Annotated in this window: 11 protein-coding genes; 6 read left to right on the top strand and 5 right to left on the bottom strand. The window is 43.1% G+C overall.

Annotated features, from left to right (window positions below; translation table 11 throughout):
• Positions 1-374: 374 nt before the first annotated feature.
• Positions 375-1,382 (top strand): DUF4421 domain-containing protein, encoded by a 1,008-nt coding sequence (locus Q8M62_RS17850; RefSeq protein ID WP_305668234.1) that lies wholly within the window; start codon positions 375-377, stop codon positions 1,380-1,382.
• A gap of 60 nt (positions 1,383-1,442) precedes the next feature.
• Complete coding sequence (locus Q8M62_RS17845; RefSeq protein WP_304899011.1) at positions 1,443-2,987, top strand: aldehyde dehydrogenase family protein; 1,545 nt, start codon at positions 1,443-1,445, stop codon at positions 2,985-2,987.
• Between the two features lie 173 nt (positions 2,988-3,160).
• Here the strand turns inward: Q8M62_RS17845 and Q8M62_RS17840 are convergent, their stop codons facing one another.
• Positions 3,161-4,111, bottom strand: coding sequence for a polyphosphate kinase 2 family protein (locus Q8M62_RS17840; protein ID WP_304899010.1), 951 nt, complete (start codon positions 4,109-4,111; stop codon positions 3,161-3,163).
• Positions 4,112-4,447: 336 nt separating this feature from the next.
• On the opposite strand from Q8M62_RS17840, the gene Q8M62_RS17835 reads away from it, so the two are divergent.
• A complete protein-coding gene (locus Q8M62_RS17835) occupies positions 4,448-5,539 on the top strand; it encodes a 6-phosphofructokinase (RefSeq protein WP_304899009.1) in 1,092 nt (363 codons plus the stop codon).
• A 72-nt stretch (positions 5,540-5,611) separates the two neighbouring features.
• A complete protein-coding gene (locus Q8M62_RS17830; protein WP_304899008.1) occupies positions 5,612-6,931 on the top strand; it encodes an acetylxylan esterase in 1,320 nt (439 codons plus the stop codon).
• Positions 6,932-7,239: 308 nt separating this feature from the next.
• On the opposite strand, the gene Q8M62_RS17825 is transcribed toward Q8M62_RS17830, so the two are convergent.
• Both Q8M62_RS17825 and Q8M62_RS17820 read right to left on the bottom strand, forming a co-directional pair.
• A complete protein-coding gene (locus Q8M62_RS17825) occupies positions 7,240-7,647 on the bottom strand; it encodes a hypothetical protein (RefSeq protein ID WP_304899007.1) in 408 nt (135 codons plus the stop codon).
• Between the two features lie 130 nt (positions 7,648-7,777).
• A complete protein-coding gene (locus Q8M62_RS17820) occupies positions 7,778-8,119 on the bottom strand; it encodes a hypothetical protein (protein WP_304899006.1) in 342 nt (113 codons plus the stop codon).
• 477 nt (positions 8,120-8,596) lie between these two features.
• Here Q8M62_RS17820 and Q8M62_RS17815 point away from each other — a divergent pair, with 477 nt between their 5' ends.
• Together Q8M62_RS17815 and Q8M62_RS17810 are read left to right on the top strand one after the other, a co-directional pair.
• Entirely contained in the window at positions 8,597-8,992 is a 396-nt protein-coding gene (locus tag Q8M62_RS17815) for a PAS domain-containing protein (RefSeq protein WP_092732916.1), read from the top strand.
• Positions 8,989-9,825: an MBL fold metallo-hydrolase gene (locus Q8M62_RS17810; RefSeq protein ID WP_304899005.1), complete on the top strand. Its 837-nt coding sequence runs from the start codon at positions 8,989-8,991 to the stop codon at positions 9,823-9,825. The genes Q8M62_RS17815 and Q8M62_RS17810 overlap by 4 nt, the downstream gene beginning before the upstream one ends.
• Positions 9,826-9,892: 67 nt before the next feature.
• Here Q8M62_RS17810 and Q8M62_RS17805 read toward each other — a convergent pair whose 3' ends face one another.
• Both Q8M62_RS17805 and Q8M62_RS17800 read right to left on the bottom strand, forming a co-directional pair.
• A complete protein-coding gene (locus tag Q8M62_RS17805; protein WP_304899004.1) occupies positions 9,893-11,491 on the bottom strand; it encodes a c-type cytochrome in 1,599 nt (532 codons plus the stop codon).
• 170 nt (positions 11,492-11,661) lie between these two features.
• Positions 11,662-12,846, bottom strand: coding sequence for a S9 family peptidase (locus Q8M62_RS17800; RefSeq protein ID WP_304899003.1), 1,185 nt, complete (start codon positions 12,844-12,846; stop codon positions 11,662-11,664).
• Positions 12,847-13,470: the final 624 nt, after the last annotated feature.

Here is a 13,470-nt window from a genome sequence, read left to right as displayed (position 1 = left end):
AGTCCACACTTGTGCCCCGTGACTTAGCTCGTTTTTTGGAACTTCAAACCTTATTTGGCTATAGGTAAGAAAGCATACCTACATTTTATATTATTATTTGTCCCGTGTTCAGGTTTTTTTGGAAAATGAGGTTGGAGTCTCCGGTGGTATTATTCAAGTTATAATGATTGATATGAGAAAAATCCAAATAATAATTTGATAAATCGAAATACATTGATACTTTTAATCCGGTGATTAACAACTTTTCTCTAATCTGCTTTTTGAAAAAATGAGATTCAGATAGAATCCATTTTTCGAACTCTGATAGTTTTCAAAGAACCCCGACGAAACTCGGGGTTCTTTTTGTTTACCTTTAGACCTGAGTATTCCTCCCAATGAGATCTTCCAAATTCTTTTTTCTTTTCTTGCTAGCCATTATTCCATTTTTCACCTTGGCTCAAAACCGCGGAGTGGATACCACTTACATCGATGAGCAGGAAGAAAAACTTGTCCTACGCCTTTACTCTTCGAAAAAGTACACCGAATACCGAGTCGCAGATCCTCAATTAGTATATTCTCCAAATACCGGTCTAAACACCGGGTTCGGAGCTACATTTCAAAAGTTCACCTTGAATCTGGCGGGGCCATTGGAGTTTCTGAACCCTCAGCGGGAAAAGGATTTTCCAAGAACAACTGATTTGCAAGTGCACATCTATCCGACCTTTTGGATCATCGATTTATTTGGACAATTCTACAATGGGTATAAGGTTGAGGGACCCGGCGAAGACAAGCTGGCGCGGGCAGATCTGAGTATTCGGAAATTTGGCGTAAATGCCAACTATGTGTTTCATGGAGATAAAATATCACTAACGGCGGCTTTTCAGCAATCTGCAATCCAGAAAAAATCCGCATTTTCCCCATTTATCGGCGCAGAGGCATACTATGTTAAAGTTTCGGGAGATTCACTCGTACTTCCTGAATCCGATTTTACCACAAATCAAAATTACGAGCGAGCAGATTTTTTTCATATCGGTCCCAATGCAGGGATGATCGGGACCTTGGTTTTTGGTAAAGGGTTTTTCCTGACAGGTTCAGCTGCTGCTAATCTTGGATTTTCAATTTCGACTCCCGATCAGGAAACTGCTGACAGAAATACCAAATTGAAACCCGGGTATTTTCTAAGAGGCTTTGCCGGCTACAATGGGCTACGCTTTTCCCTCAATCTTAATTACGTATATAAAAATCTTGCACTTGCTGAAGTGAATGAGTTGGGTCAAAGTATCAACACTGGTAACTATCGATTTATTTTTGCTTATAAAATCAATGCAGGGCCGAAGTTGTCCCAAAATTTTCCCAAGTACAATCCCATGAAAATCGTTCAGCGGATTTTTAAAAAAGACTAATCTCGGCTGGCATGAATTTCTTTTTTAGCTTTGGGAAGGCATTATTAACACCTTTTCCCCATGCAAGATCCTTTTGGAATTTCAGAATCATTAAAACATCTAGGCATTAAGCAAGAAAATCTCGGATCCTCTACTGGGGTTAACTGGTTGAAATCCAGTGAGTCTTACTTGTCTTCTTTGTCGCCGGCCGACGGGCAATTGATTGCTAAAGTTCAGTTATCAGATTCAGATGCCTATGAGTCGATCATCAGTCAGGCGCAGATCGCTTTTGAAAAATGGCGACTCGTGCCGGCTCCTCAGCGAGGCGAAATAGTCCGGGAAATCGGAAATGCCCTACGTGAGGTGAAGTCCGATCTCGGCAAGCTCGTCTCCTATGAGATGGGCAAATCTTATCAGGAAGGTTTGGGTGAAGTTCAGGAAATGATTGACATCTGCGATTTTGCAGTAGGACTATCCCGTCAATTATATGGGTTAACCATGCATTCTGAGCGTCCTGGACACCGGATGTACGAGCAGTGGCATCCATTGGGAATTGTTGGGATTATTTCCGCATTCAATTTTCCCGTAGCAGTTTGGTCATGGAATGCTGCCTTGGCATGGGTATGTGGGGATGTCTGCTTGTGGAAACCTTCCGAAAAAGCCCCCCTTTCCGGTGTAGCTTGCCAACTGATTGTCGGGAAGATTTTTGCCAAGCATGGAATGCCGGAGGGAGTTTCCAATCTGATCATCGGTGATTATAAGATTGGAGAATTGATGTCTCATGATCCTCGAGTGCCTTTGGTTTCTGCGACAGGGTCTACCAGAATGGGGAAATTAGTAGGGAAAGCTGTCGGGGAACGGCTTGGAAGATCCTTGCTCGAACTTGGAGGAAATAATGCCATTATCATCACCGAAAACGCAGATTTGGACATTGCTATTCGGGGCGCCTTGTTCGGAGCCGTGGGTACAGCAGGACAACGCTGCACGACCACACGCCGCTTAATCGTTCAGGAGAATGTCTATGAAGAGGTGAAAACCCGATTGGCAGGTGCTTTTTCCAAATTGGTTATCGGGAATCCGTTAGATGAAAAAAATCATGTCGGGCCACTGATTGATCAGGACGCGGTGAAGGGGTATTTGACTGCAATTGATAAAGTAAAAGCGGAAGGAGGAAAAGCTGTGGTAGACGGCGGCGTTCTTTCAGGAGAAGGGTTTGAATCGGGATGTTATGTGAAACCAGCCATCTTTGAGGCCGAAAACCACTTTGAAATAGTGCAGCATGAGACTTTTGCACCCATCCTATATTTGATCAAATACAAAACTTTGCCTGAAGCCATTGCCTTGCAAAACGGTGTTCCTCAAGGACTTTCCTCTGCTATTATGACTATGAATATGCGGGAGGCGGAAGCTTTTCTTTCAGCGGCAGGTTCAGATTGCGGGATTGCCAATGTCAATATCGGAACTTCCGGTGCAGAGATTGGCGGAGCTTTTGGTGGAGAAAAAGAAACCGGTGGGGGACGAGAATCCGGATCTGATGCTTGGAAAGCATACATGCGTAGGCAGACCAATACGATCAATTACTCGACTTCTTTGCCTTTAGCCCAAGGGATAAAATTTGATATTTGAGTACCAAGAGGTCAGTATCAAGACATAAGTATTAAGACGTAAGTATTAAGAATGAAGACACCAAAACAAGCATTTTCAAGGAAGTTTTGTAATAGTCTGAAAACTGCGACTGAACACTGATGACTCATTCCTTCCCAACTTCCTAACCTCCAAACTTCCTAACTTCCCGGCTTTCACTCCTTCTCTTCCAAAAGCGCTTTCTTAACTTCTTGAAGTTCGGCTACTTTTTCAGCACTTACTTGAGGATATTCCAGATCCATCCGTTCCAATGCACTGATGATCGCTGAGGCAATGCCAATCCTTGCGTAAGATTTGTTATCTGCCGGGATGACATACCAAGGCGAATCTTTGGTCGAGGTGTTTTTGATCATTTCCTCATAGGCTTCCTGATATTGGTCCCAATACGCTCGCTCTTTGACATCTCCGGTGCTGAATTTCCAGTTTTTTGAGGGATCGTCTATTCTGTCGATGAATCGTTGTTTTTGCTCATCTTTAGATACGTGTAGAAAAATCTTGATGACCACTGTTCCATTACGGTGAAGGTATTGTTCAAAATTCCGGATATCCTCATAACGTTGCTTCCAGATATTTTTGGTAATTAATTTTGGTGGAAGTTTTTGGTTCTTCAGAATTGCCTCGTGTACTTTTACAATCAAAACTTCTTCATAGTATGACCGATTGAAAATACCGATTCGGCCTCGCTCGGGAAGTCGTTTGAAGCATCTCCAGAGAAAATCATGATCCAATTCCTCCGCACTGGGTGCCTTGAACGAAGACACCTGACAGCCTTGAGGATTGATTCCGGACATCACATGCTTGATCCCACCGTCCTTTCCTGCCGCATCCATAGCTTGGAAAATCACAAGTAAAGAATAATTATCCTGTGCGTATAGAATGTCCTGAAGTGTTGCCAGTGCCTGAACACCTTGTTCAAGTGCTTCTTTGACCAATGGCTTATCTTCAGGACCAAGTGTCATTTTGGGTTGAGTAGAATAGTCCTTCAGCCTGAATTTCTTTCCATCTCCCACGTAATATTTCTTAGCAAATTTTTTAGCTCTTATGACAAGCTCCTTTTTACTGAGATTTTTGAGGTCGTTAATTTGCTCTTCGCCACTGTTTATCATGAGGAGTAATGTTGAGGTTATAGTTTTAGGGGCATTTTTAGCTGTTCAGTATTTATATTAAGCGCACATCCAGATAGCTGATAGCTAGAAAGAGGGATCTCCCAGCATTGATAATTATTCCAAGCTGGGATACTCGCGTCATGCGCGAGTTCTTAATTCAATTACGGGACTTTGGAAAATGCTCCAATTACCTATTCTTTAGAAATCAATTTTTTAAAAAGATTGCTAGCGTAATAGAAGGAAATTAAGGTAACGATTTAGAAAATAGAAAACGAAGTCAAAAGGCCAAAATGAATAAAAGCTTAGCTTTGGTTTCTTTTTTAAATACTACCAATCATGAAAAAATTACTAGTTACAACAGGCGGAGGGGATTGCCCGGGTTTGAATGCTGTAATCAGAGGAATTGTTAAGCGTGCTTCCCTAGAAAGCGACTGGGAAATATGGGGGAGTTTTGAGGCCTTAAACGGCGTCATGGAGGAACCAATGCGGCTTACTAAATTGGAGGAAAGCACAGTGTCCGGCATTCATGTCAGAGGAGGAACGATCCTCGGTACTACCAATAAAGGCAACCCCCTGAGTTTTCCTGAAAAGCAAGCTGATGGGACAACGAAAATCGTTAATCGAATCCCCTGGCTTGTGGATCGCCTGAAATCTAAAGGATTTGATGCGGTGATCAATATTGGAGGTGACGGCTCTCAGGCTATTTCTCAAGCGATGTTTGAATTGGGCATGCCTGTAGTGGGTGTGCCAAAAACCATCGATAATGACCTGAGCTCAACAGATTTTACATTTGGGTTTCAAACTGCTGTTCAGACTGCTTCGGATTCATTTGACCGACTCGTGACTACTGCGAGCAGTCATCATCGGGTGATGATCATGGAAGTGATGGGAAGAAATGCAGGCTGGATTGCCTTGTACACTGCCATTTCAGGCGGCGCGGAGATTTGTCTCATTCCTGAGATTCCTTATGATCTCAATGTTGTGGTCGATCGAATTAGAAGTAGGTATAACAATGGACGGGGATTCGTCAATATTGTAATTGCTGAAGGAGCGCATGCCAAAGAAGGTTCGATTACTTCCACAGTAGGCGAGGAAGGCAGGATTGCCGTTCGATTGGGGGGAGTTTGCTACACGCTGAGTCAGCAGTTGAAAGATGCCGGAGTCGAGGCAGACATTCGTGAGACAGTGCTCGGCCATACACAGCGTGGAGGAACGCCGATTGCTTTTGACCGTGTGATAGCTTCAGTTTTTGGAGTAAAAGCAATGGAATTGGTTCTTGGTGAGAAATTCGGACAACTGGTGGTACTGCAAAACAATGATTACACTTCAGTTCCGATCAAGGAAGCAATCAGCGCATACAATGTGGTCGATCCCAATGGGACCTTGGTTCAGGCGGCGAAAGGATTGGGGATCTCTTTTGGTGATTGAAAATAATTCCAATATATATCTTGTACCCCTGATTCACTGTTTATAGTTTGTTTCAACCTAACTAACTTCCTTATGCATACTTCCCATCTTCTGAGGGCATTAAAGAATCAATCAATCTTCCTGATTCTGGTTTTTTTCAGTATCAGTGGGACTTCTTTTGCCCAGATTCCAAGGCAGTATCTGGATATAACTGTCTCACCGGTCAATCAAGACTGGACCTATACCCTTGGTGAAAAAGTAGAATTCAGTGTTTCTGTCACCCAATCCGGAAGACCGATTCCCGTGGAAAATGTCAGGTATTTCGTAAAGGAGGAAAAAATGAATCCAATCAAAGAAGGTCCGCTCGTGCTCAAGGAAGGGAAAGCAAGTATTTCTGTCGAGGGGATGAAAAAGCCGGGGTTTCTGCGTTGTGAAGTCTTTGCAACTGTTGACGGGAAAGAATACCGTGGTTTGGGAACCGCGGCATTTGCGCCTGAAAAAATAGTACCGACCGTACTGATGCCTTCAGATTTTGATGCTTTTTGGAATGCTGGCAAACAAGAACTGGCAGCCGTGCCGATGGATCCTAAAATGGTGCACATCCCAGAACGAAGCACCGAGAAGGTAGATGTTTATCATGTCAATTTTCAGAATGTCAAAAATAGCCGAGTGTATGGAGTATTGACAGTTCCTAAAGGGGAAGGTAAATTTCCTGCCATTCTTCAGGTGCCAGGCGCTGGTATCAGGCCATACGGAGGAGATTTGGCCAAAGCTGCCCGAGGAGCTATTGTTTTGCAAATTGGTATTCATGGGATCCCGGTAGACCTTGCGCCGGAAGTTTATTCTAATTTGGCGAGTGGAGCGCTCAACGGGTACTGGAATTTTAACGCTCAGGATAAAGATCTCTACTACTACAAGCGGGTGTATCTGGGCTGCATCCGTGCAGTGGATTTTCTGATTTCCTTGCCTCAATATGATGGACAGAATCTCGGGGTACAGGGTGGGAGCCAAGGAGGAGCCTTATCGATTATTACTGCCGCATTGGATCCAAGGATCAATTACCTCGTTGCTTATTATCCCGCACTCAGCGATATGACCGGCTATTTAAATAAAAGAGCCGGAGGCTGGCCCCATATTTTTGCAGACAGCAATCTCAAATATTATAACAATCCGAAAGTGGTTGAGACGCTCACTTATTATGACGTAGTGAATTTTGCCAGAATCTTAAAAACACCGGGATTTTATTCTTGGGGATACAATGACGATACCTGCCCACCGACTTCTTTTTACGCTGCATACAATCAAATCAAGGCTCCAAAAGAGGTTTTTGTAATTCCCGAAACAGGTCATTGGACCTACCCTGAGCAAGGAGTTAAATCTGATAATTGGCTATTTGAAAAGCTGAAAAAATGATGAAATGCACATGAGAATAGCTTCTCACACAGGGTGATGATTATCTGGGGCATTCCATCTGACCAAAAAAATCAAATTATAAACAGATGAAATCGAGCATGACGATAACGTCACACACTGGCATGATTATCCACCATGCGAGATTCCCTGTCCGAATACAGGCGGGCATCTGACCTATTGAAACAAATTATAAACAGATGAAATGCCCATGAGAATGGCTTCTCACACAGGGGGATGATTATTTAGGGCATTCCATGTGGCAATTAAAAAACAAAATATAAACACATGAAATACCAATCTGAAAATCCTCACAGGGGGATTTTCAGGCTTAGCGATGGGATGCTTCTAGCATAATTTGGAATTGGAATCGGCGAGGTCAGTGCCTGATTTTCCAGTGAAAGACGCGCAGCCATTCGGGCATTTTGTCCTGCACTGAGAAAAAGCGGAATGCTCGTGCAAATGGAGAATACTCCGGTCCATGCCAAAAATGAAATAACCCGGGTGTTGTTTGTGCCGCTGTCGAAATCGAAATTTCTTGGAATTACGATCGAAGTTAAGGTAAGGGCCGTCCCTCCTCCCAAGAAAATCAAGCCGGCCTTGTATTGGGTGTCACTTTTTTGGATCAGGTCCAATTGGAGCGCTGAAGGTCCCACAGTTTGCCCGAAAGACTCAGTGCAGATGCTCAACAACAGCAGGTAAAGAAATAAATACTTCATATGATTATAATTTTTTCTTAAAGGCCATATGGAATCCCCGCCAGCGGCAGGCAGGTCGCAGCGTCTATAATCAGCTCAATCTGAAATGCTGTAACCAGCGGGATTGTGCCTGAGACAGAGCCGCTCGATTTCATTGTTTCTGAGAATTAAGCGGAATCGAAAAACTCCAGGTTGGATAATTTTTTTGTGAAAAACCACTCGAACTAGGCGCTACCAGTTGGGTCGTGCCGATGCCAAGTTTCGCTGCTTTTCTTCCATTTGATGCTGAACTGACTATGACAGGAATACTGACCAGAGTCGAAATACTTCCGGCAGTCAATAAAAAAACACTGGCTCCTCCGGCGAAATTACTTCCACTATTCCATGCCGTTCCAAAGAGGACAGTGCCCAAAATGACTGATCCTGCACCAGCGCCTAACATGATTAAACCTGTTTTTTTCTGTTTTTCACTTTGACGGAGGTATTCCTCCATTAATATTTTGTTTTCTTGACTTTGTTGGGCCTGGATCCTTGGCAGAAAAAGCGAAAAGGCGACAATTATGAGGAAAAATTTACGCATATAGTTGTTAAAGGAAAGACTTAGAAATCAATGATGCATTAAGTTATTCCCAGATTTTTAAAAGTACTACTCAAACCTATTTTTTTAATCACTTTTGAATTATGAGCCAATGCCTTTTGAAATCAATTATTGAAAGGCAGCTGATCTATTTTTTATTCAAATCCGGCTCTAATAGTTGATGTGCTGAAACCAATGCTCCGACAATGTCAGAAATGCTCACCAAGTGAGAATAACAAGGAAGGAGTTTTATCGTCATTTTTGCGGATTAAAAGTTAGTTTTTTGATTTCAAGAAAGATTATTGAGCTGTTTTATAAATAAATAGTAGATAGTTCTGTCTATTCTGAAAAATAGCTAACTTCTCGTAATTTTTAACGAAGACCTTTAAGAATATGCCGGCACAACCCCTGGAATTGATTTTAGCGAGGCAATTTGGAGACAGCCTCAGTATGCCCTGCTTTTTGGTAGATCCTGACGGAAATTTACTTTTTTACAACGAAGCCGCCGAGAGCATCTTTGGATTACGGTTTGGAGAGACCGGTGGAATGAGGGTGGAGGAATGGTCTACTGTTTTTAAGCCTACTGATGGGGATGGAAATCTCCTCGTTCCTGAAGATTTGCCTTTAGTCCAAACGATCTCTACCAAGAGTCCTGCCTATGGTTCTTTTTACATTGATAATCTCAAAGGTGATCGATTTCAAATTACGGTCACCTCCTTTCCGATCATGGGAAGGCCTGATCGGTTTTTGGGAGCGATGGCTATGTTTTGGAAAACTGAAGAATTATGAGGGTGAAAGTATGGGGCTGTCGGGGTTCTTTGCCAGCCTCCGGGCCAGAAAATAATACGTATGGTGGAAATACATCCTGCATCCAAGTGACGCAAGGTGATACCTGCATCATTTTGGACGGGGGTTCAGGAATCTTACGCTTGGGTAAATTCCTAAGTCCGGAAATCAAGGAAATTCATGTTCTTTTGACTCATCTCCATATGGATCATACCATGGGATTAGGATTCTTTATACCTCTATACAATCCGAATATTAAAGTTCATTTGTATGGGCCTTCGACCAGTAATGAGCCCTTGGTCAATCGGCTCCGTAGGTATTTTTCTCCGCCTTTGTTTCCGGTTCGCCTCAGCGAATTACCCAGCCATCCGATCATTCATGAGTTGAATAAAAGTGAGTTTTCAATCGGTGAAGTCACCATTCAATCCGAATTTATTTGCCATCCCGGTCCAACTTTAGGCTATAGAATAATTTCGGGAAAATCTGTTTTTGCTTACCTGCCAGATCATGAGCTTCAGATGGGAGCCTCCAATTTCCCGAATGATCCGGAATGGACAAGTGGATATGAAATCGCGAAGTCCGCCGACCTTCTTTTTCATGATGCCGCTTACACTTCCAAAGAATACATGACCAAAATCGGCTGGGGACACAGCTCGGTGAGAGATGCGATTGCATTTGGAAAAATGTGTGGGGTCAAAAAATTGGCACTTTTTCACCATGAACCTACCCGATCCGATGAACAGCTGGAGCATATGTTGAAAGAATCTACTCAACATCTTAAGCTCGACTTTGAAGTGGAATTGTGCGCAGAGGGAACTGTTTATGAGTTGGAGTGAGTTTATCTAAAAACGATTTTTATAGTAATATCTGTTGTTCCAATCGACATGTCTGTTTATGGGATAGTTAAAGGCTTGAAATATAGTTTAGCAAATCTTTAACCTCTTTTTCGCTTAATCCGACCAATAGGTTTTCATACATCAGTGATTTTAGCTCTTCCTCGGTCTTTTCGATGTCCGACTTTTGGATCTGAACAATGTGATTCCCCACAAGCATGATGGAGATCTGGCTTGAATCCGAATAAACGATCCTCCCCAGTAAAACTTTCCCATCCTTCATCGTGATCCGCGTTGCAATCATACTTGCTTTGATTCGGTTGGAGGGGGCATTGATTTCTTCCAAAAGCTCTTCTTGCGAAAATTCTTTCCCGGCACCTTTCAAATTGGGGCCAATCAAATCTGACTCACCATCCACACCGTGACAGGCCGAACAGGCACGGAAGACGAAAAGTTGTTTGCCATTTTCAAGGGAAGCCTCAGGGAACGATTCTTTCTTGATTTCACGCTTGGTGGGGTGTTTGCCTTCCTTTGTCGGATCGTAAATCAGCTTGTAGAATCCCCCGGTTTTGGTTTCAATGGGATTGTACCAATAGTCAGAAATGCCGTGCTGTGCCAGATAAAGTGAGCCGTCACTCCCAAAAGCCAGATCGGAGAGTTTTGGAATATCCGCTACCGGAAGCTCCTCAAACTGATATCCATCGTTTGTCTTTTGAACCGTCACCCGGGCTACTCCACCGCGATTCCAGCGCTCACTTGGCCCATAATAAGCCACGAAAAGATTGCCGGCTGTGCCTCCAAACTTATTTTCAAGTGAATTGAACTCAATACCACTTGGAGCTAATTCATGCTCCAATGAAAAAATCGGTGGAATAGCCTCGGTAAATTTTCCCTCGTATTTCATAGGGTTATGACCGTAAAATTTCCCTACCTGCAAGAGATTCAGTTCTTCGGTTGGATTGCCGCCACCTTTATTATCTGCAAAAAACAAATCACCTGTTGTGTTGAAATCCATGCCATGAATGGATCGAATTCCCATGGCGACCAGTTCAAATTCCCTCCCATCAGGCGATACCTTGACAATGGAGCCCCTCAGTCCCATAGGGTCAGGTGAAGCCCCGGGGTTCCATGAATCGGTGGTCAAAACAAAATACAGCCATCCATCCGGCCCAAAACGCAATGCACTACTCCATTCATAGGGATGCTCGCTGACAGGTATCTTATCGAAAAAAGTCCAGGAAGTATCCGATTTACTGTCCTGATCCCGATCGAGGAAAATCCGAATTTCACTGCTCGTGCCCACATAGACAGTGTCTCCTCTAAACTCCAATCCGGCGGGGGAGCGAAGTCCAACTTCATTCAGGTCAGCAAACAGTTTGGCTTCATCCTCTATCCCGTCCCCATCCGAATCAATCAGGGTATAAATTTCTCCGCTTTGATTTGCTCCATAGAGTGTTCCCCCGGGACTCAAAGCCAACTGAATGGGATTGAGGATGGTTACCCCTTTTTGGATCGGAAGTTTGATCATACGATAGGGGCCATAGACAGTGGCGGTGGTATCTTCGTATTCCGAATAGGTTGGCGAAGGAGAGGAGCAGCCGACTATCAAACTAATTGCAAAGAATGCGAGAGACAGGATTTGGCGAGCTAGGGTGGTCCAGTTTTGCATGTGCAGATATGGAAAAGTAACTATCTGGAAGTTAGGGATTATTGAATGAAAAAGTAAGTCTGGATGTCATGCGAATCATAAAGACTAGATATTTATTTCGTAAAGACTATTTTCGGAAACACTGGATAAAAATGTTATCACCAAATTCTTAGCCTGGAAGTACTATTACATCAATCAAACTGTAAATCGGCGAAGTCAATTATCTTTTCCCAATCGTAACTGGTCAAATCATGCTTTCCTTCCCGGAGATGATATCCGACTGACTTTTGGTGGAGCGTATGGAGGAAATAGTTGTATTGGTCTGGGAGGGAAATCGGGATCTTATAGATTTCGGAGTACACGCTTGCACCAAGTTTCAGTGACAAATATTCCCCTTTGGGATCGGACCATTGATCTTCGATAGCACTGGCGATGTAGACTGCCCTCGGTGCAAGGGTTGCAATTAATTGGTGTTGATCTAAGGGAAGGTTTTCCTCCAACCCGTTGTATTTTTTGAAATTATCTGTAAACCAATAGGGGAAGGTGGTATTAATTCGGTCTATAGTTTCTCCAAACTTCCGCCTGGATAGCGCTGCCCCTCCACATCCGGATTCGTTAGCCACAGTAATAGCCCATCTGGTATCGTTTGCTCCGCACCACAGGGCTGCCTTTCCTCCTCGCGAATGTCCCACCACGCCAGCTTTATGCTCATCGATGGATTTATCCGTTTCAAAATAATCCATCGCCCTCATGGCTCCCCAAGCCCAAGCAGACAATCCCCTCATTCCGTCCGGTAGGGTAAGCTGTTCGGGATAAAGCGTATTCAATATCCCATCCGTGAATCTGATTTTGTCATCCGGAGAGACATCCTCCACATCAAAAATAGCTGCCGCATATCCTCGAGAAACGATTTGATGAATCGGGAAAAATTGGTTTTCAGGATCTCCGGTTATCTTTTCTACATCCCTGTGGCTGATTAGAAGGAAAACCGGAAAAGGATCTTTCCCAGTCTTTGGGGAGTAAATCTGCAAGTGGATGGTTTGAGAATTTGAATTTCTGGAGACCGTTATGTTCACCTTTTTAAGGTTGGCATATTCGACGTGTGGATGATTGGGAGTCTCTACGACTTCGAACGATTGCTGATCAAAATCGGTGGGCAGTTGGCCATAGACATGTCTGGTAAATAATCCCAAGAGTTCAGGTCTGCGCTTCGATTCCCAAGCGTTCGGAGTGATGATCCGATTTCCCTGAAAGTCCACAAACAGGTCCGGAAGAATAAGATCAGGAACTTGAGTTTCCTCGTAATTAACGTCCTGCTGTGCGGATGCTGAAAAGACTAAGGCAAATAGAAGGAGAAAGAGGCTGGGGCTTTTCATTAGGCGTGGGAGGAAATTTAGGGACAATCAACATTTAGGCAAGGATAACATTATTTAAAGGTTACCAGGCGGTTCCAATAAGAATATAAATTTCTAAGGTTCAAAAAGGCGCCTATTTAATTGTCAATTTTTATCGAATTTCTTCCTCTTTCGTATCCTTTCAAAAATGCTTTTTTGGTTCCTTCCCAGTCGTAAATGCTTTCAAATAAAAACAAAGCAAAAATTCCGAGAAGGAAGGCGATAATCTCTCTTTAAGTAATTTTCTTCATAATTGGATTAAAGTTTTGTATATATAAATTAGTTGATTTTCACTTGAATCTTATTTTAGATAGGATGTTTATTCAAGTTGCAACTGCTTAATAACTACTTCCACGAAGCTATCCATCTTAGAAAAAGCAAACCATTTTTTCCGAGGTCTTTTAAAGATGCGCCAAAATGGTAAAGGTGTCTTCTGTCGATCAGAATGATTTCTGATTTAGCATTTTTAATCACTACTGTCCGACTAAAATATAATAGTCGGTTAATTCTTTTTCTATTCGTCTAATTTGGGGGTTTTCAGGTAGAATTTGGTAAGTGAAGCCCCCTATGGTGGGAAAATGTTCATTTGGGAGGATTTTGCGAGGT

It is taken from the genome of Algoriphagus sp. (genome assembly GCF_030694375.1).
Taxonomy (GTDB): Bacteria; Bacteroidota; Bacteroidia; order Cytophagales; family Cyclobacteriaceae; genus Algoriphagus.
The sequence above is the reverse complement of the archived record's forward strand: the minus strand, read 5'-3'. Positions and strand labels throughout refer to the sequence as shown.

What these genes read in the sequence shown, in the direction of transcription:
- Q8M62_RS17830 (WP_304899008.1), top strand. Translation starts at nt 5,612, where the DNA reads ATGCATACTTCCCATCTTCTGAGGGCATTAAAGAATCAATCAATCTTC.
- Q8M62_RS17815 (WP_092732916.1), top strand. Translation starts at nt 8,597, where the DNA reads ATGCCGGCACAACCCCTGGAATTGATTTTAGCGAGGCAATTTGGAGAC.
- Q8M62_RS17850 (WP_305668234.1), top strand. Translation starts at nt 375, where the DNA reads ATGAGATCTTCCAAATTCTTTTTTCTTTTCTTGCTAGCCATTATTCCA.
- Q8M62_RS17835 (WP_304899009.1), top strand. Translation starts at nt 4,448, where the DNA reads ATGAAAAAATTACTAGTTACAACAGGCGGAGGGGATTGCCCGGGTTTG.
- Q8M62_RS17825 (WP_304899007.1), bottom strand. Translation starts at nt 7,647, where the DNA reads ATGAAGTATTTATTTCTTTACCTGCTGTTGTTGAGCATCTGCACTGAG.
- Q8M62_RS17840 (WP_304899010.1), bottom strand. Translation starts at nt 4,111, where the DNA reads ATGATAAACAGTGGCGAAGAGCAAATTAACGACCTCAAAAATCTCAGT.
- Q8M62_RS17845 (WP_304899011.1), top strand. Translation starts at nt 1,443, where the DNA reads ATGCAAGATCCTTTTGGAATTTCAGAATCATTAAAACATCTAGGCATT.
- Q8M62_RS17805 (WP_304899004.1), bottom strand. Translation starts at nt 11,491, where the DNA reads ATGCAAAACTGGACCACCCTAGCTCGCCAAATCCTGTCTCTCGCATTC.
- Q8M62_RS17810 (WP_304899005.1), top strand. Translation starts at nt 8,989, where the DNA reads ATGAGGGTGAAAGTATGGGGCTGTCGGGGTTCTTTGCCAGCCTCCGGG.
- Q8M62_RS17820 (WP_304899006.1), bottom strand. Translation starts at nt 8,119, where the DNA reads ATGGAGGAATACCTCCGTCAAAGTGAAAAACAGAAAAAAACAGGTTTA.
- Q8M62_RS17800 (WP_304899003.1), bottom strand. Translation starts at nt 12,846, where the DNA reads ATGAAAAGCCCCAGCCTCTTTCTCCTTCTATTTGCCTTAGTCTTTTCA.